Annotated in this window: 16 protein-coding genes, 8 pseudogenes and 1 riboswitch; of the genes and pseudogenes, 11 read left to right on the top strand and 13 right to left on the bottom strand. The window is 71.4% G+C overall.

What is annotated here, in order from left to right; translation table 11 throughout:
• Positions 1-74: 74 nt before the first annotated feature.
• The 11 genes and pseudogenes from ACHMXE_RS25735 to ACHMXE_RS25685 all read right to left on the bottom strand — a co-directional run.
• Positions 75-1,604: pseudogene (locus ACHMXE_RS25735) on the bottom strand (cobaltochelatase subunit CobN); the annotation flags it as partial.
• Positions 1,605-2,074: 470 nt separating this feature from the next.
• Positions 2,075-2,428: a DUF2149 domain-containing protein gene (locus tag ACHMXE_RS25730; protein ID WP_093342337.1), complete on the bottom strand. Its 354-nt coding sequence runs from the start codon at positions 2,426-2,428 to the stop codon at positions 2,075-2,077.
• Positions 2,425-2,898: a MotA/TolQ/ExbB proton channel family protein gene (locus tag ACHMXE_RS25725; RefSeq protein ID WP_093342339.1), complete on the bottom strand. Its 474-nt coding sequence runs from the start codon at positions 2,896-2,898 to the stop codon at positions 2,425-2,427. Before ACHMXE_RS25725 ends, ACHMXE_RS25730 begins: the two co-directional genes overlap by 4 nt.
• Entirely contained in the window at positions 2,898-3,590 is a 693-nt protein-coding gene (bluB, locus tag ACHMXE_RS25720) for a 5,6-dimethylbenzimidazole synthase (protein ID WP_395352157.1), read from the bottom strand. Before bluB ends, ACHMXE_RS25725 begins: the two co-directional genes overlap by 1 nt.
• A gap of 5 nt (positions 3,591-3,595) precedes the next feature.
• Positions 3,596-4,164: pseudogene (cobO, locus tag ACHMXE_RS25715) on the bottom strand (cob(I)yrinic acid a,c-diamide adenosyltransferase).
• Between the two features lie 164 nt (positions 4,165-4,328).
• Positions 4,329-5,112: pseudogene (locus ACHMXE_RS25710) on the bottom strand (ABC transporter ATP-binding protein).
• Positions 5,109-6,119: a FecCD family ABC transporter permease gene (locus ACHMXE_RS25705; protein ID WP_395352155.1), complete on the bottom strand. Its 1,011-nt coding sequence runs from the start codon at positions 6,117-6,119 to the stop codon at positions 5,109-5,111. The pseudogene ACHMXE_RS25710 and the gene ACHMXE_RS25705 overlap by 4 nt, the downstream one beginning before the upstream one ends.
• Positions 6,119-7,006, bottom strand: coding sequence for an ABC transporter substrate-binding protein (locus tag ACHMXE_RS25700; protein ID WP_395352153.1), 888 nt, complete (start codon positions 7,004-7,006; stop codon positions 6,119-6,121). The genes ACHMXE_RS25705 and ACHMXE_RS25700 overlap by 1 nt, the downstream gene beginning before the upstream one ends.
• A pseudogene (locus tag ACHMXE_RS25695) lies at positions 7,003-7,630 on the bottom strand (bifunctional adenosylcobinamide kinase/adenosylcobinamide-phosphate guanylyltransferase). Before ACHMXE_RS25695 ends, ACHMXE_RS25700 begins: the two are co-directional and overlap by 4 nt.
• Positions 7,572-8,946 (bottom strand): annotated as a pseudogene (locus ACHMXE_RS25690) (cobyrinate a,c-diamide synthase). Before ACHMXE_RS25690 ends, ACHMXE_RS25695 begins: the two co-directional pseudogenes overlap by 59 nt.
• An 8-nt stretch (positions 8,947-8,954) precedes the next feature.
• Positions 8,955-10,914, bottom strand: a pseudogene (locus tag ACHMXE_RS25685) (TonB-dependent receptor domain-containing protein).
• A gap of 95 nt (positions 10,915-11,009) precedes the next feature.
• A riboswitch (cobalamin riboswitch) is annotated at positions 11,010-11,259 on the bottom strand.
• A gap of 117 nt (positions 11,260-11,376) precedes the next feature.
• Between ACHMXE_RS25685 and ACHMXE_RS25680 the strand changes: the two are divergent.
• The 8 genes and pseudogenes from ACHMXE_RS25680 to ACHMXE_RS25645 form a co-directional block, all read left to right on the top strand.
• Positions 11,377-13,098 carry a ClcB-like voltage-gated chloride channel protein gene (locus tag ACHMXE_RS25680; RefSeq protein WP_395352151.1) on the top strand — a complete coding sequence of 574 codons (1,722 nt, stop codon included), beginning with the start codon at positions 11,377-11,379 and terminating at the stop codon, positions 13,096-13,098.
• Positions 13,099-13,189: 91 nt separating this feature from the next.
• Positions 13,190-13,414 (top strand): hypothetical protein, encoded by a 225-nt coding sequence (locus tag ACHMXE_RS25675; protein ID WP_057594567.1) that lies wholly within the window; start codon positions 13,190-13,192, stop codon positions 13,412-13,414.
• Complete coding sequence (locus ACHMXE_RS25670; protein ID WP_395352149.1) at positions 13,411-13,755, top strand: cell division protein ZapA; 345 nt, start codon at positions 13,411-13,413, stop codon at positions 13,753-13,755. Before ACHMXE_RS25675 ends, ACHMXE_RS25670 begins: the two co-directional genes overlap by 4 nt.
• A gap of 563 nt (positions 13,756-14,318) precedes the next feature.
• The gene (locus ACHMXE_RS25665) at positions 14,319-15,140 is read left to right on the top strand and encodes a sulfite exporter TauE/SafE family protein (protein WP_203206213.1); all 822 of its coding nucleotides are present in this window, start codon (positions 14,319-14,321) and stop codon (positions 15,138-15,140) included.
• 171 nt (positions 15,141-15,311) lie between these two features.
• Entirely contained in the window at positions 15,312-16,454 is a 1,143-nt protein-coding gene (locus ACHMXE_RS25660; RefSeq protein ID WP_395352147.1) for an FAD-dependent monooxygenase, read from the top strand.
• 14 nt (positions 16,455-16,468) lie between these two features.
• The gene (locus ACHMXE_RS25655; protein ID WP_395352145.1) at positions 16,469-16,864 is read left to right on the top strand and encodes a carboxymuconolactone decarboxylase family protein; all 396 of its coding nucleotides are present in this window, start codon (positions 16,469-16,471) and stop codon (positions 16,862-16,864) included.
• A 35-nt stretch (positions 16,865-16,899) separates the two neighbouring features.
• Positions 16,900-17,100 carry a hypothetical protein gene (locus ACHMXE_RS25650; protein WP_395352143.1) on the top strand — a complete coding sequence of 67 codons (201 nt, stop codon included), beginning with the start codon at positions 16,900-16,902 and terminating at the stop codon, positions 17,098-17,100.
• 172 nt (positions 17,101-17,272) lie between these two features.
• Positions 17,273-18,031: pseudogene (locus ACHMXE_RS25645) on the top strand (Bug family tripartite tricarboxylate transporter substrate binding protein); the annotation flags it as partial.
• 128 nt (positions 18,032-18,159) lie between these two features.
• Here the strand turns inward: ACHMXE_RS25645 and ACHMXE_RS25640 are convergent.
• Complete coding sequence (locus ACHMXE_RS25640) at positions 18,160-19,083, bottom strand: LysR substrate-binding domain-containing protein (protein WP_395352141.1); 924 nt, start codon at positions 19,081-19,083, stop codon at positions 18,160-18,162.
• A 110-nt stretch (positions 19,084-19,193) separates the two neighbouring features.
• Here ACHMXE_RS25640 and ACHMXE_RS25635 point away from each other — a divergent pair, with 110 nt between their 5' ends.
• Positions 19,194-20,021, top strand: coding sequence for an alpha/beta fold hydrolase (locus ACHMXE_RS25635; RefSeq protein ID WP_395352139.1), 828 nt, complete (start codon positions 19,194-19,196; stop codon positions 20,019-20,021).
• A gap of 25 nt (positions 20,022-20,046) precedes the next feature.
• Here ACHMXE_RS25635 and ACHMXE_RS25630 read toward each other — a convergent pair whose 3' ends face one another.
• On the bottom strand, positions 20,047-21,009 hold the full coding sequence (locus tag ACHMXE_RS25630; protein ID WP_203201265.1) for a helix-turn-helix domain-containing protein: 963 nt from the start codon (positions 21,007-21,009) through the stop codon (positions 20,047-20,049).
• Positions 21,010-21,188: 179 nt separating this feature from the next.
• On the opposite strand from ACHMXE_RS25630, the gene ACHMXE_RS25625 reads away from it, so the two are divergent.
• The gene (locus ACHMXE_RS25625) at positions 21,189-22,193 is read left to right on the top strand and encodes a carbon-nitrogen hydrolase family protein (protein ID WP_203201266.1); all 1,005 of its coding nucleotides are present in this window, start codon (positions 21,189-21,191) and stop codon (positions 22,191-22,193) included.
• Positions 22,194-22,215: 22 nt separating this feature from the next.
• A pseudogene (locus tag ACHMXE_RS25620) lies at positions 22,216-23,272 on the top strand (phenylacetaldoxime dehydratase family protein).
• Positions 23,273-23,287: the final 15 nt, after the last annotated feature.

The raw sequence follows: 23,287 nt of genomic DNA, 5'->3' as shown, positions 1-23,287 counted from the left end.
GTTCGTCGAGGGTAGGGATGCAGCACCGCCACGAAGCCCGCGAAGTCGGCGCGGATGCGCGCGGCGGTCCAGGCCAGGTCGCGGTCGTAGTGCCGGGCCACGAAATCGGCCAGCAGTTGCCGTTCGAGCGCGGTCTTGACCGGACCGGGCGCGAGCGTCTCCCAGTCGTGCATGCGCTCGTGCATCTGCGCGAGGCCCGGGCGCAGGCCGGCCGGCGAGAACATCGGCGTCGAATGGCTGACCATGGTCGCGCGGCCGCGACGCTTGGCGGTGGTGGCCTCGCCGAGGTTGTCCATCACGTAGGGATAGACGTTGGGCAGGTCGCCGAGCACCAGCAGCGGATCGTCCTGCACCGACAGCCCGCGCTCCTTGCCGGCCGACCATTCGACCGTGCCGTGCGTGCCCACGTGCACCACGGCCGAGGCGCCGAACTGCGTGCGCAGCCAGAGATAGGTGGCGAGGTAGGCATGGCCCAGCGGCACCGCCGAGCGGTGGTAGACCTGCTGCGCCTTGTCCTTCACCGCCGTGCCGGGTTCGAAGCGCGGCGGCTGGCGCAGCACCACCACGTTGCCGAAGCGCACGCGCGGGATCACGAAGGCCGGTGCGCCGTCCACCGTGCGCAGCTGGGTCGAGCTTTCGGGCGCGCCCCAGTACGCCTCGATGCGCTGCTGCGTCTCGACGGGCAGCGCGCGGAACCATGCGAGGTAGCGCGCGAGCGGCAGCGTGTCGGCCAGGCCCTGCGCGAGCAGCGGCTGCAGTTCGTCGGTTCCGGGTGCCGGGTAGGACGCCTTGAGCGTGGCCTGCACCTGCGCGATCAGCGCCTCGGGCGCGGGCGCCTCGGTGCGGTAGCCGGCCGCCTGCATGGCCGCGATCATGCGGCTCACGCTGCGCGGCACGTTGAGGAAGGAGGCGCCGAAGTTGGCCTCGCCCGGCGGGTAGTTGTAGACCAGCATCGCGACCCGGCGCTGGTCGGCGCTCGTGCGCTGCAGCCGCAGCAGCGCCGCGGCCTTGTCGGCGACCGCCTCGATCTGCGCGGGCAGCGGCTGCAGGCTGCCGCTCGCGGCATCGCGCGCGCTCACGAGCATCGGGTCGGTCATGCCGGCCAGTTCGCTCGGGCTGTAGTAGGCCGCGATGTCGGACTGCGCGAGGCCGTCCTTGCTCTGCGCCCATTGCACCGCATCCATCGCCAGCGACGGCAGGGTCTGCAGCACCGGCACACCGATGCGCTCGAGCTCGGCCTTGCGCTCGTTGGGCGTGAAGACCAGCGCGGCATTCACGATCAGGTCGGCCACGCGGCGCCCGCCCTCGGCCTGGGTCATGCGCGTGTAGAGGTCCTTCTGCTGGCGCGGGCCGTAGAAGGCATAGGCACGCAGGCCGCGCTGCGCGAGCGCGGCGATCAGCGTGTCGAGCCAGGCCGTGTCCTCGCCGGTCACGGTGGCGGCATTGACCGCGATCGCCACCGTGCCGTTCGCGCCTGGCAAGCGCTCGACCGCCTCGATGCCTGTCTCGATGCGCGGCCACCCCGGGTGATAGAAGCCTGCGAGCGGCGTCGCCACGGGTTCGGGCAGCCCATCGGACACGCCGACCCTGGCGAGCGCCTGCATCGACGCCGAGAGGTTCGCGCCGCCCGCGAAGCGCCAGTAGGCGCGCAGCCGCTGCGCCCAGGCCGCGTCGACGCCACGCTCGGCCGCGAGAGGCGGCGCGGCCGTGAGCTGGCCCCGGGCCACCAGCGCGAACTCGCCGACCAGCACATAGGGCGCCGCGCTGCGCGCGATCGCGTCGCCGAAGCGCGCCGCCGCGGCCTGCGCCACGCTCAGATGCGGCGCGTCGATCACCAGCAACCGCGCGCCCTCGAGCGCGGCCGACAGGGCCTCGGGCGAATCCCGCGTGGCCGACAGCACCTGCAACGGCAGCCCGGCCTGCTGCGCCTCGGCCTGCAGCCGCGCGACGCGTGCGGGCGACACCAGCGAAGTCGCGAGCACAACGACCGGGCCGGTTGACGGCTGCTGCGCCCAGGCCGGCAGCGCCGCCAGCCATGCCAGCAGCCACAGCGCGACCCAGCGCCGCGCCAGGCTCACTTGCCGCCCTGCACCGGCACCGCGTCGGCCGGCACGTAGACCATGGTCCCGTCCTTGAGGCGCCAGGCCGTGCCCGCGCGCTCGCCGTCGCCCTCCCCGGTCGCGCCGCTGGCCTTGAAGCGCGTGATCTTGCGGCCCTCGCGCGTCACGATCTCCATGTTCGGCTGGCCCTCGTTGCGGATCACCGTGACCTTGTCCTGCGCGAAGGGGTTCATCGGGTTGTTGATGACCGCGATCATCAGCATGCCGATCACGACCATGAAGACGTCGATCAGGTTGATGGTCGAGAGCACCGGATCGTCGTCGTCGCCGTCCAGGCTGCTCAGAATCGAGAACTGCCGCTTGCTCATGAGAGCCGGTCCCGCGCGTCGAGCAGCATCACCAGTTCGCGCATCAGCCAGCGCCGGCGCACGGTGTAGACCACGAAGGCGATCGAGGCCGAGGCCAGCGCGACGATCACGCTCGCGAAGGCCGGCGCGAGGCTCTGCGCCACGCCCTGCGACTCGCCCGAGGCCACGGCCACCAGCGCGGGGCCCATCGGGATCATGGTGGCGATCAGGCCCAGCATCGGCGCCACGCGGCTGCACAGCCGCACGCCCTCGAGTTCCTTGAGCACGGCCAGTTCCATCTGCTCCTGGCTGGCCTGCGCATGGCGCGCCAGCACCAGCGCGCGCGACGGATCGCGCCGGCGCTGCAGGTATTCGACGCCGAAGGCACCGAGGCACCACACGGCATAGACGAAGGACAGCAGCACGCCCAGCGTCACCGGCCAGAGGAACAGGCGCGCGAGCTCGAACAGCACGGTATCGAAGGCCAGCATCAGGCGGACTCCAGGTCAGGCGAAGAAGGATCGGGATCGAACAGGTCCGAGGGCCGGCCCCAGGCCTCGTCGAACACCAGCGACGACAGCGGCGCGCGCCGCGCCCAGCGCTCGCGCTGCAGCATCGGCTCCTCGTAGAAGCCGTGCACCGGCCCGAGGCACAGCAGCGCGATGGTCTCGGCGCCGGCCGGCAGGCCCAGCAGCGCCGCCACCTCGGCGGGATCGAACAGCGAGACCCAGCCCATGCCCAGCCCCTCGGCGCGCGCGGCCAGCCAGAGGTTCTGGATCGCGCAGGCGGCCGAGGCCAGGTCCATCTGCGGCAGGGTGCGGCGGCCGAACACATGGTGCTCGCGGCCGTCGGCCAGCGTCACGGCGAGCAGCTCGGCCGCGTCGAGCAGGCCCTCGACCTTGAGCCGCATGAAGGCGTCCTCGCGCTCGCCGAGCGCGCGCGCCGTCAGCACGCGTTCGCGCTCGACCGTCGCATGCAGGCGCGTGCGCAGGGCCGCGTCGCGGATGCGGATGAAGCGCCAGGGCTGCATGAAGCCGACGCTGGGCGCATGGTGGGCCGCCTCGAGCAGCCGGCGCAGCAGCGCGGGCGCGACCTCGCCGCCCGCGAAATGCCGCATGTCGCGCCGCTCGTGGATGGCGCGGTAGACCGCCCTCGCCTCCTCGGCCGCGAACGCCTGGCTCATCCGGCTCAATCCTCGATGCCGCGCTGCGCCGGGATGCCGGCCTTGAACGCATGCTTGACCAGCGTCATCTCGGTCACCGTGTCGGCCAGCTCGATGAGTTCGGGCGGGCAGCGGCGGCCCGTGAGGGCCACGTGCACATGTTTCGGCCGCGCGCGCAGGGTCTCGAGCACGCCCTCGAGCGGCAGCCAGCCGTAGATCAGCGGATAGGTGATCTCGTCGAGCACCACGAGGAAATACTCGCCCGAGAGGATCGCGGCCTTCGCCTTCTCCCAGCCATCGCGCGCCAGCTGCCCGAGCGCTCGAGGTCCTGGCTCTTCCAGCTGAAGCCGTCGCCCAGGCCCTCGATCGGGATGCCGATCTGCTCGAACATGCGGTGCTCGCCGAAGCGCGCGCTCGGCACCTTCATGAACTGGTAGATCTTCACGGCCTTGCCGCGGCCATGCGCGCGCAGTGCCAAGCCGAAGGCCGCGGTGCTCTTGCCCTTGCCGTCGCCGGTGTTGACGATGACGATGCCGCGGCGTTCGCCTTCGGGCTTTTCGTAGGGCTTCTCGCTGGGTGGGGTTTCTATCTGCATGGGTGGGTCTCTTTCAAGGCTTTCGAATACGGGCAGCCGGACGCAGAGGACGCGAAGGTTTCGCGAAGGACGCAAAAGAAGACATCCAAAAATTTTCTTTGAATTCTTTTCGCGCCTTTCGCGATACCTTCGCGCCCTTCGCGTACGGCTGTCCGACCCCGCATTCATCGCGGCAACGCAATCCATTGTTCCGCCACGCGGTGCACGCGGATGCGGTGATCGAACACCTGCTCGAGCGCCGCATGCGTCGCGGGATCGCTGCTGCCGCCGTGGTGCACCACGCGGCCGCGGTCCATCACCACGAGCTCGTCGGCGGCCAGGGCCATGGGCAGTTCGTGCAGCACGCTGACCACGGTGCGGCCCGCGGCGACCAGCGCGCGCACGGTCTGCATCCAGTCGGCCTGGTGCGGTGGGTCGAGGTTGGCGAGCGGCTCGTCCATCAGCAGCAGCTTCGGCCTCGACCGCGAGCGCGCGCGCCAGCAGCACGCGCTGGCGCTCGCCGCCCGAGAGCTGGCCCAGCGGCCGCTCGCGCCAGTCCCAGGCCTGGGTGGCGCGCAGCGCGCGCTCCACGGCGGCGCGGTCGGCTTCGTCGGGCGCGGCCAGCCAGCGCTGGTGCGGCAGGCGACCGAGCATCGCCACGTCGTAGACCAGCAGGTCGTCGGCCGCGCCCTCGCCCGCCACGCCCTGGCCCAGCCACGAGAGGCGGCGCGCGCGCTGGCGCGCCGGCAGCTTCGCCGCGGGCTCGCCGAACAGCCGCAGCTCGCCGCGGTGCGCGAGCAGGCCCGCCAGCACCTTGAGCAGGGTCGACTTGCCGGCACCGTTGGGGCCGACGATGCTGGTCCAGCGCGCGGCCGCGATCGCTAGATCGATGCCGTGCAGCACCTCGGCGTTGCCGAGCGCCGCGCTCACGCCGCGCACCTCGAGCGCCTGTGCGGTGACGGCCGTCATGAGGCCGTGCCCCTCGCGGTGCGCCGGTGCATCAGCCACAGCAGGTAGCTGCCGCCCAGCACCGCGGTGAGCACGCCCACGGGCAGTTCCTGCGGCGCGATCAGCCAGCGCGCCAGCAGGTCGGCCGCCATCAGCAGCAGCCCGCCCATCGCGGCCGACAGCACGATCAGCCGCGCATGCGTGGTCTTGACGACAGAGCGCACCAGGTGCGGCGCGGCCAGTCCGACGAAGGCGATCAGGCCGGTCTGCGCCACCGCGGCGCCGGTGGCCAGCGCCAGCACCACCACCAGCGCGGCGCGCATCGCGCCCAGCGGCAGGCCCAGGCTGCGCGCGGTGGACTCGCCGAGCGCCAGGCCGTCGAGCACCGGCGCCAGCGCCCAGGCCAGCAGCAGGCACAGCGCGCAGGCCAGCGCCATCACGGCGCAGGCGCTCCAGCCGACCAGGCCGGTGTTGCCGAGCGTGAAGCCCTGGATCGCCTGCAGGATGTCGGCCGAGGCGATGGTGATCAGGTCCTTCATCGCGCCGAGCACCACGCCCACGATCACGCCCGCGAGCAGCAGCCGCAGCGTCTGCTGCACGCCGCGCGCGAGCAGCAGCGTGAGCATCACGGCCGCCATCGAGCCCAGGAAGGCCGCGCCCGTGAGGCCGAGACGCACCACCCACTGCGCGCTGGCGGCCGAACCGCCGAAGAACAGCAGCGCCAGCGCCACGCCCAACGAGGCGCCCGAGGCGCTGCCGAGCAGGAAGGGATCGGCCAGCGGATTGCGGAACAACCCCTGCGCCACCGCGCCGGCCAGCCCGAGCAGCGCGCCCGCGAGCCAGGCGCCGAGGGTGCGCGGCAGCCGGATGTCCCAGACGATCTGCAGCGCCACCGGATCGTGGCGCGCCGACAGGAAGCTCTCGAAGCCGGTGCTGCCGATGCCCAGGCCGAGCAGCAGCAAGGCGGCGCCGAGCACCAGCAGCGCGAGGCCGAACAGCAGCACGCGGCGCAGGTGGCCCGCGGGCATCAGCGCGCGCCTCGCGTGTTTGCCTTGTCGCCCAGGCATTGCGCCATCAGCCGTGCCGCCTCGTCCATGCGCGGGCCGGGGCGCACCAGCACGTCGGACTGTTCGGCCGTGAAGCGGCAGATGCGTCCCTCGCGCACCGCGCGCATGGTGCTCCAGCCCGGGCGCTGCTCGAGGCCCTGCGCGCTGCGCACGCTGACCATGATCAGGTCGGGATTGGCGCGCACCACGTATTCGGGGTTGAGCTTGGGAAAGGGGCCGAGCGCCGCCGGCACGATGTTCCTGGCGCCCAGCCGCGTCAGCGTCTCGCCGATGAAGGAGGATTCGCCGGCCGCGTACGGGCCGCTGTTGACCTCGAAGTACACGCGCACCCCGCGCGCGGCAGCGGGCAGCGACTGCGCCGCGGCCGACACCGCGGCATCGATGGCGCGCCAGACCGCCGGTGCCTCGTGGGTGCCGAGCACCTGGTCGAGCTTGCCGAGCACGCGGCGCACGTCGGCATGGTTCTTCGGTTCGAGCACCAGCACCTTGAGGCCCAGCGCCTCGAGCCGCTCGGTCACGCGCGAGGACTTGGCGAGCAGCACCACGTCGGGCTTGAGCGCCACCACGGCCTCGACGTTGGGGTCGATGCCGCCACCGAGTTGCGGCAGGCCGCGCACCGGCGCCGGCGAATTCGAATAGCGGTCGACGCCGACCAGCCGCGCGCAGGCACCGAGCGCGCAGACCGATTCGGTCAGCGAGGGCAGCAGCGTCACGATGCGCTGCGGCGGCTGCGGCAGCTCCACGCTCACGCCGCGTTCGTCGACCACCTCGAGCGCGCTCGCGGGCGGCGACCACAGGCCCGTGGCGAGTGCCAGTGCCGCCAGCGCGGCGACGAGAAAGCCCTTCATCGGCCCGGCTCCTTCAGGGTCAGCGGCAGCCCGGCCGCCATCAGCGTGACGCGGTGGCAGACGCCGGCGACGTCCTGGTTGAGCCGCCCCAGCGCATCGACGAAGGCGCGCGTCTCGCGGCCCAGCGGGATCACGCCCAGGCCGATCTCGTTGCCCACCAGCACCACGGGACCGCGCGCATCGCGCAGCGCGCGCCAGCAGCAGGTTGATGTGCGCGGCGGGCGTGCGCGAGACCGGCCGCGCGCCCTCGGCGCGCAGCGGCATCAGCAGGTTGGTGAGCCACATCGTGAGGCAGTCGACCAGCACCAGCGATTCGGGCGTGCTCTGGGTCACGATGGCGCGCGCCAGCTCGACCGGTTCCTCGATCGTGCGCAAGCTGGGCACGCGCTCGGCGCGGTCGGCCTGGTGGCGCACGATGCGTTCGCGCATCTCGTCGTCGTAGGCCTGCGCGGTGGCGATCAGCACCGCGCGGCGCTGCTTCGGCGCGGCCGCGAGCCAGTCGGCCGCGCGCTGCTCGGCGCGGCGCGACTTGCCGCTCTTCTGGCCGCCGAGGATGAATTCGTGTTCAGGCGTCAACGCGATGCTCCTGGGCAGCCGGTGCCCCGGTTTCGAGCGGCGCGGCATCGAACAGCCGCGCGGTGGCTTCGGGACTGGAGGCGAACCAGGCGTGGAAATAGCTCGCGCGCACGCTGCCGCGCACGTAGAGCGCCTCGCCATCGGCCGTGCCTTGCGGGCGGCGCGAATGGGCGGCCGGCACGAGCGATGTCTCGCAGCGCGAATAGTGGAAGGTGTGGCCGCGCAAGGTGTGCGCGCCCAGCGCGAGTGCCTGCGGGCCGAGGCCGGCGAGCCGCTTCTGCAGCGTGACGCGGCCGGGCAGCAGGCTCCACAGCGCATGCACCTCGACGTCGCCTCCGTCTCCGGGCACCGCGATCTCGTCGAACAGCGCCATCATCCCGCCGCATTCGGCCCAGATCGGCCGGCCCGCGGCCGCATGGGCGGCGAGCGCGGCGCGCAGGTCCGAACGCCGCGCGAGCGCGGCGGCATGCAGCTCGGGATAGCCGCCGGGCAGCCACAGCGCATCGCAGTCGGGCAGCGCCTCGCCGGCCAGCGGCGAGAAGAAGACCAGCCTGGCGCCGAGCGCGTTCAGCGTGTCGAGGTTGGCCGGGTAGATGAACGAGAAGGCCGCGTCGCGCGCGATGGCGATGGTGCGGCCCGCGAGCAGCGGCGCGATCGGTGCGACCTCGTTCGCGGGCGGTGCCTCGAAGCGCACCCGCGGCAGCTGCAGCGACCCGAGCGGCGTGCCGGCCAGCGCATCGGCCACGCGGTCGAGCCGCTCGGCCGCGTCGCCGAGCTCGTGCGCCGCCACCAGGCCCAGGTGGCGCTCGGGCAGCGAGAAGCCCGCGTCGCGCGGGCAAGGCGCCGAGCCAGTCCGCGGGCTCGCGCAAGGCGCCGCGCAGCATGTCGGCATGGCGCTCGCCGGCCACGCGATTGGCCAGCACGCCGGCCCAGGGCAGAGCGGGCCTGAAGCTCTGCAACCCATGCGCCAGCGCACCGAAGGTGCCGGCCATCGCATGGGCGTCGATCACGGCCAGCACCGGCAGGCCGAAGCGCTGCGCCAGATCGGCCGCGCTCGGCGTGCCGTCGAACAGGCCCATCACGCCCTCGACGATCACCAGGTCCGACTCGGCCGCGGCCGCATGCAGCCGCGCGCGGCAGTCGGCCTCGCCGGTCATCCACAGGTCGAGCGAATGCACGGGCGCGCCGGTGGCCAGCCGCAGCCAGTGCGGGTCGAGGAAGTCGGGCCCGCACTTGAAGGCGCGCACGCGCCGACCCTGGCGCGCATGCAGCCGCGCGAGCGCGGCGGCCACGGTGGTCTTGCCCTGCCCCGAGGCGGGCGCGGCCACGAGCACGGCGGCGCAGGTCGCCGCGCGATCGGGCAGGTGCTGGCTTACTGGGGCGTCCACTTCAATCCGACGTACGCGTTGCGGCCACCGGTGACGTAGCCGCGCGCGAGCATGTAGTCCTTGTCGCCCGCATTGTCGATGCGCGCGACCAGGTCGACGTCGCGCACGATCTTCGTGCTGGCCACGAGGTTCAGCAGCGTGTAGCCGCCGAGCGTGCGCGTGTTGGCCGCGTCGTCGTAGCGCTGGCTCGAGGTCTGCACCTCGGCGCCCAGGGTCCAGCCGCCGAGGCGCCAGTCGGCGCCCAGCGTGGCATAGCGCTTGGCGCGGCGCGCGAGCAGCTTGTCGGTGGCCAGGTCCCGCGGGTCCTGGAAGTCGAGCGAGGCGCGCAGCGTGACGTCGCCGATGCGGTGGCCCCCCGACAGCGTCACGCCCTCGTAGCGCGCCCGCGCGGTGCTGCCGTAGCAGCCGAAGGACGAGGCGCAGCCCTTGGCGGTCGAGTCGAACACGATCAGGTTGCGCACGTTGTTGCGGTACGACCACGATGCCCGCGTGGGTCGGGCCGTCGGTGTACTTGAGGCCAAGCTCGACGTTGCGGCTAGCTTCGGGCTGCAGGTCGGGCTTGCCGTATTCGCTGAAGCGCTGGTAGAGCGTGGGCGCGCGGAAGGCGGTGCCGGCCGAGGCGGTCACGCGCAGCTTCGGCGTGATCGCGAAGCCGTAGGCGGCGCTGCCGGTGGTCTTGCCGCCGAACTCGCTGTCGTCGTCGTGGCGCACGTTGAGCTGCAGCGAATGCGGGCCCTGCACGAAGCCGTAGCCGAGCGAGACCGCATCCTGCGAACGCTTGCGCGCCAGGCCCTTGTCGGTGGCGCTGGTGGGCGCGTTCTCGAGCCGGTCCTCGCGGCGCTCGAGCGCGGCCGTCACCAGGTGCGCTCCGAAGCGCAGCTCGTTCTGGAACAGGTAGCCGCGCAGCCGGGTCTCGGTGCGGTAGTACGAGGGCATGGTGCTGTAGACCGACTGCGAATCGGTCACCTGCAGCCGCGTGCTGTAGACCTCGTTCCACTGCGCCGACCAGGTCAGGCCGCCGGTGCGCAGCCGGTTGCGGCTCTGGTCGTCGAGGTGGTCGGCCGGCGGCTTGCTGCCGGACTTGGCCGCGTCGTAGCGCGCCTGCGTGTCGCTCGACAGCGCGGTGGCCTCGAGGCGCTGGCCGGGCGCGATCTGCCAGCCCAGGCGCACATTGCCCGAGGTGGTGTTGTAGCCGTCGCGGTCGGGGCTGGTGAAGCCGTCCTTGGGCAGGGTGCGCTTCTCGAGCGGCTGGATGTTGAAGCCGCGGCTCTCCTCGTGGGCCACGCCGAACGAATAGTCGAAGGCATTGGCCTTGCCGCTGATCGCGGCCTCGGTGCGCGAAAGGCCATGGCTGCCGAAGCCCACGCCGATCGAGGGCGACACGCCCTCCTCGCCGCGCTTGGTGAACAGCTGGATCACGCCGCCGATGGCGTCGGAGCCGTAGACCGCGGCGGCCGGGCCGCGCAGCACCTCGATGCGGTCGATCTGCGCCAGCGGGATGCTCTCCCAGGCCGCGCCGCCGGTGGCCTGCGAGTCCACGCGCACGCCGTCGATGTAGACGGCGGTGAAGCGCGTCTCGGCGCCGCGGATGTAGACGCTGGTCGAGTTGCCCACGCCGCCGTTGCGCACGATCTGGATGCCGGCCTGGCGCGCGAGCACGTCGGCCACGCCGGTGGAACCGCTGCGCTCGATGGTCTCGCGGTCGATCACCGAGACATCGGCCACGAGGTCCGACAGCGGCTGCGCGGTGCGGGTGGCGGTGACCACCGTTTCGCCGAGCGCGCCGGGCTGGGCCTGCGCCGAAGCGGCCAGCGGCAGCTGGGCCAGCAGCAGGCCGCCGAAGGCCGGCACCAGGGCCAGCGGCAGGCCGGCCAGGCGCATGCCGATGCGGGACGCGGGAATGCGAGCGCGCGAACGGCGCGAGAAGGAAACGCAGGAAATCATGGAGTGAGCGAGCGAACGTCTATGCCCCTTGCCGGCCTCCCCGCCGACGCCCGGGGCGCCATTGGCTCGTGCATGCATCGACGAAGCGAAGGGCATGCGCGAACCGCCTTGTTGGCCGGTATCCGGGCTGGCAGACCGGCCCTCGCCGCCTTCCCAGGCGCCTGTTTCAGGGCGCCCAGTGGCTCGTGTGGAGAGGGTGGCGCCTTGCGGCGCCGTCTGCTTGACCGTTGCGGGGGCAGCGCAGGCGGCTTCGGTGCCGGCGCGCGGCCGGTCCCTTCACTCCTGCTTCCCGTTGAACCGCGGCGCGTGAACCACGCCGCAGGCACCAACGGGCGAGATTGCTAGGCGCTGCGCCGCGCGCTTTAAGTCGAAAGTTGCGTGCGCCCGACGGTCGACGGGCCTCGCGCACCGGCTCGCGCACTAACATCGACAGGCTATGCGATGCCCTCACCGCACCCCCGCATGACCCTGCACTCCTCGCCGCTGCTGCGCCTGCGCTCCGCCCTGCAGCGCCTGTTCGGCGTCTCGGGCTGGCAGTCGATGCTGCTGTGGTCGATCGTCGCCGGCCTGCTCGGCACGCTCGCCACCGAAGGCTTTCGCGCCGCGCTGCGCGGCTTCGAGCACCTGGTGCTCGGCCCCGGCGACAGCCTGGTCGCGATGGCGCGCGCGCTGCCGTGGTGGGCACGCATCGCCTTCCCCGCCGCGGGCGGCCTGGTGGCCGGCGGGCTGCTCGTGCTCGCCAAGCGCGTCGCTGTGCGCAGCGCCACCTCCGACTACATGGAAGCGATCGTGCTTGGCGACGGCCGCATTCCGGTGGCGCAGACGCTGGTGCGCAGTGCCTCCTCGCTGGTGAGCATCGGCACCGGCGGCTCGATCGGCCGCGAGGGCTCGATGGTGCAGCTCGCCGCGCTGGCCGCCTCGCTGCTGGGCCGGGTGTTCCGCTTCCCGGTCGAGCGGCTGCGGCTGCTGGTGGCCTGCGGCGCGGCGGCCGGCCTCACGGCCGCGTACAACGCGCCGATCGCGGGCGCCTTCTTCGTCGCCGAGATCGTGCTCGGTTCGATCGTGATGGAGAGCGTGGGACCGATCCTGATCGCGGCGGTGGTCGCCAACATCGTGATGCGCGCCCTGCCCGGCTACCAGCCGCCCTACCAGATGCCGGTGTTCCCCGAACTGCATGGCGCCGAGATCCCGCTGTTCGCGCTGCTCGGCTTGCTGCTGGGCTTCGCGGCCGCGGGCTTCCTGCGCGCGCTGCAGGGCAGCCGGGCGCTGTTCGCGCGGCTGCCGTTCGCGCTGCCGTGGCGGCTCGCGCTCGGCGGGCTCGCGATGGGGCTGGTGTCGGTGCCCTGGCCCGAGGTCTGGGGCAATGGCTACAGCGTGGTCAACGCGGTGCTGCACACGCCCTGGACCTGGACCCTGATCGCCATGGTGCTCGCGGCCAAGCTGGTCGCCACGCTGGCCACGGCCGGCTCGGGCGCGGTGGGCGGCGTGTTCACGCCCGCGCTGTTCTTCGGCTGCATGGTCGGCGCGCTGTTCGGCCATGCCGCGCAGGCGCTGTGGCCGCATGCGGTGTCGGCGCCCTATGCCTATGCGGTGGTCGGCATGGGCGCCTTTCTCGCGGGTGCCACGCAGGCGCCGCTGATGGCGATCCTCATGATCTTCGAGATGACGCTCAACTACCAGGTGATGCTGCCGCTGATGCTGGCCGGCGTGATCGCCTATTTCGTCGCGCGCTCGGCCAATGCGGGCTCGATGTACGAGATCACGCTGCGCCGGCGCGAGCAGCAGGACGAGCAGCTGCGGCTGCGCTCGCTGCACATCCGCGACCTGGTGCAGCCGGCGCAGACGGTGGTGGGCCCCGAGGCCGATCGCGAGGCGATGAGCCGGCTGTTCCTGCAGCATCCGGTGAAGTACCTCTACGTGGTCGATGCGAACCAGCGCTACCTCGGCGTGGTGCCCCTCTCCGCGCTCGGCACGGCCGCGGCCGAGGTGCGCGCGGCGGACCTGCTGTCGCAGGCCATCGCGCCGATCACCGCCGACACCAGCCTGGGCGAGGCGCTGCAGCGCTTCCTCGAGCACCTGGGCGAGCGGCTGCCGGTGATCGAGAGCGCGGCGAACCCGGTGCTGCTGGGCGTGGCCGCCAAGAGCGCGTTGCTCGCCACCTACGTGCGGCTCAGCGAAGTTTGATGGCGCGGCGCGCAGGCCGCAGAATGCCGTGCCAGGCGCGGCGGGTGCCCAGGAGGACCGCCGCTTTCACGGGAAACTACAATCGCGCACCATGCCCGCCTCCAGCCCCATCGACCAGATCGCCGAGCGCGTGGAACGCCTGCTCTTGCGTCACGAAGAGGTGCAGCGCACGAATGCGCTGCTGCAGGAACAGGTCGATGCGCTGACGCGCGAGCGCGATGCGCTCAAGTCGCGGCTCGCGGCGGCGCGCACGCGGCTCGATGCGCTGCTCGAGCAGCTGCCGGCCGTACCTCCCTCCGAAGATTCCCCCGCATGAAGCAGATCGAAGTTCAGATCATGGGCCAGAGCTATCTGCTCGGCTGTCCCGATGGCGGCGAAGCGCAGCTGCGCGACGCGGTCGAACGCGTGGATGCAGCCATGTGCAAGATCCGCGACGCGGGCAAGGTCAAGGCGCGCGACCGCATCGCGGTGCTGGCCTCGCTGAACCTGGCCTTCGATCTCGCGGCGCAGGAAGCCACGGCGAAGGCCGCGCCGCCCGCGGAGCCGGCCCCGACTCCGGCCGCGGCACCCGCCGACGACGGCGCGGTCGATCCGAAGGCCACGCAGCTGATCCACAAGCTCGACCAGGCACTGGCCGGCGACGGACATCTGCTTTAAGCGTTACGCGCTTTCTTTCTCTCGCTTGCAGAGATCGGCGCGCACTGCAAGAACTTCGATGCAAACCTGCCCGCTGCGCAGGGACTCCCCCGCAAAAAACCGGAAAGTGCCCGGGCGCGAAGGCGTAAAATCGATCCTGTCTGCGGTGCGCGTTGGGCTTTATATGTCCTTGTTCCAATGCTCTACGGAGCCGGGCTTGGTATATCGCTCGACGGGTGTGATCATCTCGCGTCAGATGAACCCGAAGTCTTGCTGCCCTCGCCCACCTGAACCCCGGTTCAGGATGCGAGTCTGGCGCCCATTCGCAGACACCTATTCCTCTTCGCTGCGCTGAATGCGCATCGAACATCGGCGGTCCCCGGCATGGCGGGATCGCCCCAAGAACCCACGCTGTATCCGCATCGATACATCCGATCCTGGCTGCTGCGCGACAGTGCGCGCCGGGCCGCAGCTACGTTTCAGATAGCATTGCGGCCCACCCCCCTCCCTCTGTCCCTCGAACCGAGGCCCGTTGCCATCGTTGCACGGCGCCCTTGCCTTACCCGAAAGTCCGTGGCGTGAACGTGACCAGCCTGCTCGACCCCCTCCTGATCGCCGAACTGGTCGCCCTCGGCCTCGGCACCGGTTTTCTCGCGGGCCTGCTCGGCATAGGCGGCGGCATGGTGATGGTGCCCTTCATCACGATCATCATGGGCCACCGCGGCGTGCCGGCCGACCTCGCGGTGAAGATGGCGATCGCGACCTCGATGGCCACCATCATCTTCACCTCGGTGTCGAGCGTGCGCGCGCACCACAAGCGCGGCGCGGTGCGCTGGGACATCGTCAAGCGCCTCGCGCCCGGCATCGTGATCGGCAGCCTCGTGGGCAGCCTCGGCATCTTCGCGCTGCTCAAGGGCACGGCGCTGGCGATCGTGTTCGCGCTGTTCGTGGGCTTCTCGGCCACGCAGATGTTCCTCGACCGCAAGCCCAAGCCCACGCGCCAGATGCCGGGCACCGCGGGCCAGCTCGGCGCCGGTGGCGCCATCGGCCTGGTCTCGGGCCTGGTCGGCGCGGGCGGTGGCTTCATCAGCGTGCCCTTCATGACCTGGTGCAATATCTCGATCCACAACGCGGTCGCCACCAGCGCCGCGCTGGGCTTTCCGATCGCGGTGGCCAACGTGGCCGGCTACGTGATCAGCGGCCAGACGGTGCAGGGCCTGCCGGCCGGCTCCTTCGGCTACATCTGGCTGCCCGCGCTCGCGGTGATCGCCGTGTGCAGCGTGCTGACCGCGCCGCTGGGCGCCAGAGCCGCTCACAACCTGCCGGTGAAGAAGCTCAAGCGCGTGTTCGCGAGCATCCTGTACCTGCTCGCGGCCTACATGCTCTGGAAGGGCCTGCGCGGCTGAGCGCGCGGCCCTCTTCCGCTCTCCCTTCCTCGATGACGCGACGCGCCTGCCCGGCGCGCCGTGAGGTCGCGCGCGCCGCAGTTTTTCTCAACCAGCGCCAGCAAATCTCGATGGTTCGCGCCGGCCGAAAGCCGGACCATTCCGTTCATGCCAACCACACGAGGAACGGACATGAGCAAGAGACTTTCGGTCGCCATCATCGGCGCCGGCATGGGCGGCCTGGCCACGGCCGCGGCGCTGCGCCGCGTCGGCATCGACGTCATGGTCTACGAACAGGCCGAGAAATTCACCCGCCTGGGCGCGGGCATCCAGATCGGCTGCAACGCGATGCAGGTGCTGCGCGGCCTGGGCCTCGAGGCGCGCATGCGCGCCGAGGCCTTCTACCCGCGCTCGTGGAACAACAAGGACGCCTACACCGGCGAGGTGCGCTTCGACATGATCTTCGGCGAGACCGCCGAGCGGAAGTTCGGCGCGCCCTACCTGCTCGCGCACCGCGGCGACCTGCATGCCGCGCTGCACAGCGCGGTGCCCGACGAATTCATCCGCCGCGGCCACAAGCTCGCGGGCTTCTCGCAGGGCGATGGCGGCGTCGAGCTGCGCTTCGCCAACGGCGCCACCGTGCATGCCGACGCGGTGGTGGCAGCCGACGGCGTGCACTCGCTGGTCAAGGACCAGCTGTTCGGCAGGTCCGAGCCCAACTTCACGGGCCGCATCGCCTACCGCACCACCTTCTCCGCGGCGCTGCTCGGCGGCCAGGAGATCGACCAGTGCACCAAGTGGTGGGGCAAGGACCGCCACATCGTCATCTACTACGTCAAGCCCGACCGCAGCGAGGTCTACTTCGTGACCAGCCAGCCCGAGCCCGGCTTCCGGCTCGAATCGTGGTCGACCAAGGGCGACATCCACGCGCTGCGCGAGGCCTTCGCCGACTTCCATCCGCAGGTGCGCCACGTGCTGCAGTCCTGCCCCGAGGTCCACAAATGGGCGCTGGTCGACCGCGATCCGCTGCCGCGCTGGAGCGAGGGCAACATCACGCTGCTCGGCGATGCCTGCCATCCGATGACGCCCTACATGGCGCAGGGCGCGGCGATGGCGATCGAGGATGCGGCGGTGCTCTCGCGCTGCCTCCAGGGCTGCGACCGCGACGGCGTGGCCGAGGCCTTCCAGCGCTTCGAGGCCACGCGCAAGCCGCGCACCTCGAAGGTCCAGCTGACCTCGCGCACCAACACCTGGCTGCGCGACCCGCAGGACGCCGACTGGGTCTATGCCTACGACGCCTGGAACACGCCGCTGGCCGAGCCGGCCGTGGCCTGAAGGAGAGCGACGACATGACGGACAAGACCCACACCTCGGCGAAGTTCCAGCGCGGGCTCGCCACGCGCAAGGCGGTGCTCGGCGCCGGATGCGTCGAGAAGTCGATCGCCGAGGCCGACGACTTCAGCTGGCCGATGCAGCAGCTCACCACCGAGTACTGCTGGGACGAGATCTGGAACCGCCCGGGCCTGGACCGGCGCAGCCGCAGCCTGCTGAACCTCGGCATGATCAGCGCGCTCAACCGGCCGCACGAGCTGCGGCTGCATGTGCGCGGCGCGATCAACAACGGCATCACGCCCGCCGAGCTGCAGGAGGTGTTCCTGCAGGTCGCCATCTACTGCGGCGTGCCCGCGGCGCTCGACAGCCTGCGCAACGCGCGCGAGGTGCTCAAGGAGATGAAGCTCGTCTGAAGCTTCGCCCTTTAAAAAACATCGGAGACAACGAGATGGACAACCAGGCAATGCTGAGCCGCCGCGCACTGATCGCGCTCGCGGCCGCGTCGATGGGCGCGGCCGCCCTCGCGCAGCCGGCCACCACGCGCGGCAAGGTCACGAAGATCCTCGTGGGCTTTCCGCCGGGCCAGGCCACCGACATCGTGGCGCGGCTGATGGCCGAGAAGATGCAGGCCGTGACGGGCGAAAACTAGGGCCTGTTGACCCTATTCAAGGGGTCGCGAAGCTCGCCAGAGCCCGCCCATCAAGGCGCGTGACGACGCGTGTGCGTCCGCACACGCTAGGAGCGCAACGCCGAGGGGCGGGCTCTGGCGAGCTTCCCTGCGGGTTGCCCCGCAAAGGGGCCGTCTGCGGCGTTGCCCGCGCTTGCAAGGCATCAGCCTTGCTGCGCGCGGGCGCCTTGCATCCAGCCCCTTTGCGGGGCAACGCGACCCCTTGAATCGGGTCAACAGGCCCTCCGTCGACAACAAGCCCGGCCAGGGCGGCGGCATCGCGATGGGCCAGCTCGCGAAGTCGCCCAACGACGGCTCGACGATGATGCTCACGCACATGTCGGCCGTGGCCACCAACCCGCACCTCTACCGCAGCGTGCCCTACGACTCGCTCAAGGATTACGAGGCGGTGGGCCTGGTCGGCGACCTGCCCTTCGTGCTGGTGTGCCATCCCTCGCTGCCCTTCACCGACGCGCGGGGGCTGGTGGCCTATGCCAAGGCCCACCCGGGCAAGCTCACCAACGCCTCGTCGGGCAACGGCACGGTGTCGCACCTCGCCATGGAGGAGCTCAAGCGGCGCGCGGGCATCGACATCGTGCACGTGCCCTACAAGGGCAGCGCGCCGGGCCTGACCGACGTGGTCGCGGGCAATGTCTCGCTGGCGCTCGAGACCGCGGCCGGCGTGCAGGCCTTCGTGCAGGGCGGCAAGCTGCGCGCGCTCGGCGCGGCCACCGCGAGCCGGCTCGACGCGCCGCTGGCCGTGCCCACGCTGATCGAGCAGGGCTTCGCCGACTTCCGCGCCTCGACCTGGCTGATGCTGCTCTATCCGGTCGGCACCTCGAAGGCGCTGGTGGCCTCGACCCACGACGCGATCGCCAAGGCGATGCGCAAGCCCGAGGTGGAGCGGCGCATGCGCAGCATCGGCGCGCTGCCGCGCTACAGCGCCAGCCCGAGGAAGCCACGGCCTACGTCGCCAGCGAGTTCAAGAGCTGGGGCGAGCTGGTGCGCCGCAGCGGCGTGCAGATGGACTGAGCGGCGCGCTCAGGACGCCGGGGCCTGCGAGCGCAGCCATTGCTGCATCGAGGCCTCGGTGTCGCTGCCCTCGCGCACCAGCCATTCGCAGAAGCTCTCGGTCACCGGGTCGGCATGGGCCGTGCTCGCGAAGTAGCGCCGCTGCTTGGCGGCCAGCACGCCGAAAGGCGCGCACAGCCGGCCCGCGATGATGTCGTCGAAGGCGAGGAACAGCGGCACCAGCGCGAGGCCCAGCCCGTCGATGGCGGCCTGCAGCGCGAAGTACATCTGCTCGAAGCGGATCGCGCCGCCGGGCTTGAGCCCGGCCACGCCGGCGGCCGCGAGCCAGTCCTCCCAGGCATAGGGCTCGGTGGCGAAGCTCACGAGCGTGTGCGCGGCCAGGTCGCGCGGCGCGCGCAGCCGGCCGCCGTCGAGCAGGTCGACATGGCACACCGGCAGGATCAGCTCGCTCATGAAGGGCCGCGACACGCAGTGCGGCGGCGGCTCGAGCGCGCCCGCAATGGCGATGTCGTAGCGGCCCTCGTCGAAGTTGACCGGCGCCAGCAGGGTGGTGAGCCGCAGGTCGACCTCGGGCCGCCTGCGCTGGAAGGCCGGCAGGCGCGAGAGCAGCCAGCGCATGGTGAAGGTCGGCGGCGCGTTGATGCGCAGCGCGGTCGGCACCGCCTGCTCGCGCAGCTGCATCGAGGCCACCGCCACGCGGTCGAGCGTGGCCGTCAGCTCGCCGAGGTAGAGGCGCCCGGCCTCGGTCAGCGCGAGCTGCGAGGAGGTGCGGCGGAACAGCGGCACGCCCAGCCATTCCTCGAGCAGCGCGACCTGGCGGCTGATGGCGCCGTTGGTCACGCTCAGCTCTTCCGCGGCGCGCGTGAAGCTCACGTGCCGGCCCGCGGCCTCGAAGGCACGGATCGCGTTCAGGGGTGGAAGTTTTCTGGACATGGCGGGGCGACTGTAGGCCGCGACGGGTGCAAGCGGGTTGCGTTTTTCTCAACGGGCTTCAGTTTTACTCGGTGGCGGGGCCGGGGGAACGGGCCGAGACTGGCGCTCTCATGACCACCACCCAGCATCTGTTCCTGCCGAGCGCGGCCTGCCGCGTCGCGGTCCACGTCGACGGCCCCACGGACGGCCCCGTCGTGCTGCTCGCGCACGCGATCCTTTCATCCTCCGTTCTGTGGCGCCGCCAGGCCGAATGGCTGGCCGCCGAGGGCTGGCGCGTGCTGCGGCCCGACACGCGCGGCCATGGCCGGTCGGAGGCGCCCTCACCGCCATCACTGCCCTGGCGCATGGGCGACCTGGCGCGCGACGTGGTCGAGATCCTCGATGCGCTCGACATCCGCGCCGCGCACTACGTCGGGCTCTCGCTCGGCGGCATGTGCGGCTTCGCGCTGGCCGAACGGCATCCCGAGCGCCTGGCCAGCCTGTGCCTGTGCGACTGCCGCGCCGACGCGCCCGCGGCCTTCGCGCAGCCCTGGGACGAACGCATCGCGCTCGTCGAGGCCCAGGGCTGCGAAGCGCTCGCGGGCCCGACCATCGAGCGCTGGCTGGGCCGCGATTTCATCGCCGCCCATCCGGCCGAGGCGCAGGCGCTGCATGCGGCCGCGGCCGGCACCTCGCGCGCGGGCATGGTCGGCTGCGCGCGCGCGATCCAGCAACTCGACCACCGCGCGGCCGCGCGCGCCATCCGCGTGCCCACGACCCTGGTCGTCGGTGCCAACGATGCCGCGCTGCCCGATGCGATGCGCGAGCTGCGGGCCGAGATTCCCGGGGCGCACCTGGAGATCGTTCCCGACGCGGGCCATCTGCCGAACATCGACCAGCCCGAGCGCTTCGACGCCGCGCTGCGGGCCCACCTCGAGCGCGCACGCCGGACGGTCTGAAGCAGCGTCGGCTTCTTCTCGAGGCCTACTGCACGCGCTGCTGCCGCCACTCGCGCGGCGAGCAGCCGAAGCGCTCCTTGAAGGCGCGGCTGAAATGCGCCGCGTCGTTGAAGCCGCGGCCATAGGCGATCTCGGCCACGGGCCGGCCCGCGAGGCGCGGCTCGAGCAGGTCGCGGCTGCAGGCCTCGAGCCGGCGCTCCCAGATGTACTGCGCGGGCGTCAGCGGCTCGCTCTTGAAGACGCGGTGGATCTGGCTGGCCGACACGCCGAGCTCGGCCGCGAGGCTGCCCACCGACAGCGCGGGATCGCCGAGCTGTTCCTCGATACGCCGCTTCACGCGCGCGAGGTGGTAGGCCGTGAGGCTGCTGAGCGAGGGCGCGCTGGCGGCAGGCAGGGTCTGCAGCCCCGCCACCAGGATGTTCTGCACGCCATTGGCCACCGCCAGCGCCGAGGCCGGCTGCAGCGTCTCGATGTCCTCGCGCAGGGTGCGGATCATGCCCAGCAGCAGGTGGCCCGCGCCCTGGCGGCCCGACACGGTGGTGGCCGTCAGCGCCTGCGTCTCGCGCAGCTCGCTGCGCAGCCGGTCGCCGGGCAGCTTGAGCACGATCTGCTCGAAGCGGTCTTCGAACAGCAGCTGGTAGGGCCGCGTGCTGTCGTAGAGCGCGAAGTCGCCGGCCTCGAGCACCGCGTCGCGCCCGTCCTGGCGCACCACGCCGCGGCCCTGGGCCTGGATGCTCACGAGGAAGTAGTCGTCGCCCGAGCGCGCGATGTGGCCCGAGGTGCGCAGCACCTTCTGCGGGCCCGAGCGCACCACCGACACGTCGAGCCCGGGCAGCGTGTGCTGGCGGATGCTGCCCTCGAAGTCCTCGGACTCGTCGGGCCGCACGGGATCGCAACCGAGCTGCACATAGACGTTGCAGATCATGTCGGTCCAGTAGGCCAGCCGCTGCGATCGCGCAACGGCATCGGTGCTGAGCAGCGTGTTCATCGGTGGCATCTCGAAAAACGGGAATCGGCGGGCATGCAACGCAGGAACAAGAATGCCGCAAGTTGCGGTCAAGGCGTTCGCAGGCGGCGAATTTACGCTTCAAGCAACCCGCATGCCACCGCGCAAACCCGCGCCGGAGCAAGGCGGCGAATCCACGTTCTCCACCGAAAGGCCCCGCCATGCCCACCACCGTTCACCCCAAGCTCCGCGTCGCCGCCGTGCAGGCCGCGCCCGTGTTCCTCGACCTCGACGGCACCATCGACAAGACCATCGCCCTGATGGCGCAGGCCGCCGCGCAAGGCGTGAAGCTGATCGCCTTTCCCGAGACCTGGATCCCCGGCTACCCGTGGTGGATCTGGCTCGACTCGCCGGCCTGGGGCATGCAGTTCGTGCAGCGCTACCACGACAACTCGCTGGTGATCGGCTCGGCCGAGTTCGAGCGCCTGCAGGCGGCCGCGCGCCAGCATTCGATCTGGCTCTCGTTCGGCTTCAGCGAGAAGGCCGCGGGCAGCCTCTACATCGCGCAGGCGCTGATCGACGACCAGGGCCAGGTGGCGCAGACGCGCCGCAAGCTCAAGCCCACGCACGTGGAGCGCACCGTGTTCGGCGAAGGCGACGGCGCCGACCTGCACGTGGTGCCCACCGCCATCGGCAACATCGGCTCGCTGTGCTGCTGGGAACACCTGCAGCCGCTGAGCAAGTACGCGATGTACTCGCAGAACGAGCAGATCCACTGCGCGGCCTGGCCCAGCTTCTCGCTCTACCGCGGCGCGGCCAACGCGCTGGGCGCCGAGGTCAACAATGCCGCGAGCCAGGTCTATGCGGTCGAGGGCGGCTGCTTCGTGCTCGCGCCCTGCGCCACGGTGTCGAAGGCGATGAGCGAGCTGATGTGCACCGACGCCGGCAAGCAGCAGATGCTGGGCGTGGGCGGCGGCCATGCGCGCATCTACGGGCCCGACGGCTCGGCTCTGGGCACGCCGCTGCCCGAGACCGAGGAAGGCCTGGTGATCGCCGACATCGACCTCGGGATGATCTCGCTCGCGAAGGCCGCGGCCGATCCGAGCGGCCACTACTCGCGCCCCGACGTCACGCAGCTGCTGCTCAACAAGACGCGCCGCGAACCCGTGGTGGTGCAGCTCACGCCCGTGCCGGAAGGCAACGCGGCCGAGCCGGTCGAGGCCTGAGCGCGCACGAAGGAGCCGCGCCATGGAATCCGCCATCGACGAGCACCTGAAGTGCCCGCGCACGCGCACCCGCCGCGTGGAGGACGACTACACACCGCCCTACCCCGTCTGGTCGGCGCGCGCCGACCGCGCGGTCACGCAGGTGGTGATGGGCTACTTCGGCGTGCAGTCGCTCGGCGCCGCGCAGCAGGGCCGCGCCTGCGCCGCGCTGATGCGCATCGCGCGCGACTTCGCGCGGCCCGACGGCCCGCTGCACCACGACCTCACGCACTATGTCGATGCCGAGGGCTACGACAACATGATCGCGATCGCCTACTGGACCGATCCGGCGGCCTTCGCGCGCTGGAGCGCGACGCCCGAGATCGACGACTGGTGGCAGTCGGACGAGCGGCTGCACGAGGGCCTGGGCTACTTCCGCGAGATCGTGTCGCCGCGCGTGCAGCACTTCGAGACCATGTTCAACACGCCCGACCGTCTCGAGGGCATCGGCGTGGCCATGGGCGGCGTGAGCGGCGAGCTGCAGGAGCATGGCTACTGGGGATCGATGCGCGACCGCATCCCGCTGTCGCAGACCGATCCGATGTCGCCCTCGGGCACGCGCGCGGGCGATCGGCGACGCGCCCGCGCCGGGCCGGCGTGTGCGCATCGCGGGCCATGAACACGTCGCGATGATCCGCTCTGGCCAGGAATGGACCGACACCACCGGCCAGGAGCGCACGCTCTATCTCGAGGAGATGGAGCCGGTGCTGCGCGAGGGCATGGACTTCCTGCGCGACCAGGGCCTGGCGATCGGCTGCTACAGCAACCGCTACATGCGGCATCTCGATGCGCGCGGCGCGCCGCTGCAGAAGTCCTTCGGCCTGAGCTTCTGGCGCTCGCTGGCCGACATGGAGCGCTGGGCCGAATCGCATCCGACCCACGTGGCGATCTTCGGCAGCTTCATGCGTTACGTGCAGGCGCTGAACTTCCAGCTGCAGCTGCGCGTGTACCACGAGGTGTCGGTGCTCAAGGCCGACGAGCAGCGCTACGAATACATCAACTGCCATGCACGCACGGGATTGATGAACGGCATGGGTTGAGAGCGCCGCATGACG

The organism is Variovorax sp. UC122_21 (assembly GCF_044056785.1).
Classification (GTDB): domain Bacteria; phylum Pseudomonadota; class Gammaproteobacteria; order Burkholderiales; family Burkholderiaceae_C; genus Variovorax.
This window is presented reverse-complemented; position numbering and strand designations above follow the sequence as displayed.

Bases quoted from the DNA above. Each gene is read 5' to 3' on its own strand.
- ACHMXE_RS25730 (WP_093342337.1), bottom strand. From the start codon at position 2,428: ATGAGCAAGCGGCAGTTCTCGATTCTGAGCAGCCTGGACGGCGACGAC.
- ACHMXE_RS25725 (WP_093342339.1), bottom strand. From the start codon at position 2,898: ATGCTGGCCTTCGATACCGTGCTGTTCGAGCTCGCGCGCCTGTTCCTC.
- bluB (WP_395352157.1), bottom strand. From the start codon at position 3,590: ATGAGCCAGGCGTTCGCGGCCGAGGAGGCGAGGGCGGTCTACCGCGCC.
- ACHMXE_RS25705 (WP_395352155.1), bottom strand. From the start codon at position 6,119: ATGCCCGCGGGCCACCTGCGCCGCGTGCTGCTGTTCGGCCTCGCGCTG.
- ACHMXE_RS25700 (WP_395352153.1), bottom strand. From the start codon at position 7,006: ATGAAGGGCTTTCTCGTCGCCGCGCTGGCGGCACTGGCACTCGCCACG.
- ACHMXE_RS25680 (WP_395352151.1), top strand. From the start codon at position 11,377: ATGACCCTGCACTCCTCGCCGCTGCTGCGCCTGCGCTCCGCCCTGCAG.
- ACHMXE_RS25675 (WP_057594567.1), top strand. From the start codon at position 13,190: ATGCCCGCCTCCAGCCCCATCGACCAGATCGCCGAGCGCGTGGAACGC.
- ACHMXE_RS25670 (WP_395352149.1), top strand. From the start codon at position 13,411: ATGAAGCAGATCGAAGTTCAGATCATGGGCCAGAGCTATCTGCTCGGC.
- ACHMXE_RS25660 (WP_395352147.1), top strand. From the start codon at position 15,312: ATGAGCAAGAGACTTTCGGTCGCCATCATCGGCGCCGGCATGGGCGGC.
- ACHMXE_RS25655 (WP_395352145.1), top strand. From the start codon at position 16,469: ATGACGGACAAGACCCACACCTCGGCGAAGTTCCAGCGCGGGCTCGCC.
- ACHMXE_RS25650 (WP_395352143.1), top strand. From the start codon at position 16,900: ATGGACAACCAGGCAATGCTGAGCCGCCGCGCACTGATCGCGCTCGCG.
- ACHMXE_RS25640 (WP_395352141.1), bottom strand. From the start codon at position 19,083: ATGTCCAGAAAACTTCCACCCCTGAACGCGATCCGTGCCTTCGAGGCC.
- ACHMXE_RS25635 (WP_395352139.1), top strand. From the start codon at position 19,194: ATGACCACCACCCAGCATCTGTTCCTGCCGAGCGCGGCCTGCCGCGTC.
- ACHMXE_RS25630 (WP_203201265.1), bottom strand. From the start codon at position 21,009: ATGAACACGCTGCTCAGCACCGATGCCGTTGCGCGATCGCAGCGGCTG.
- ACHMXE_RS25625 (WP_203201266.1), top strand. From the start codon at position 21,189: ATGCCCACCACCGTTCACCCCAAGCTCCGCGTCGCCGCCGTGCAGGCC.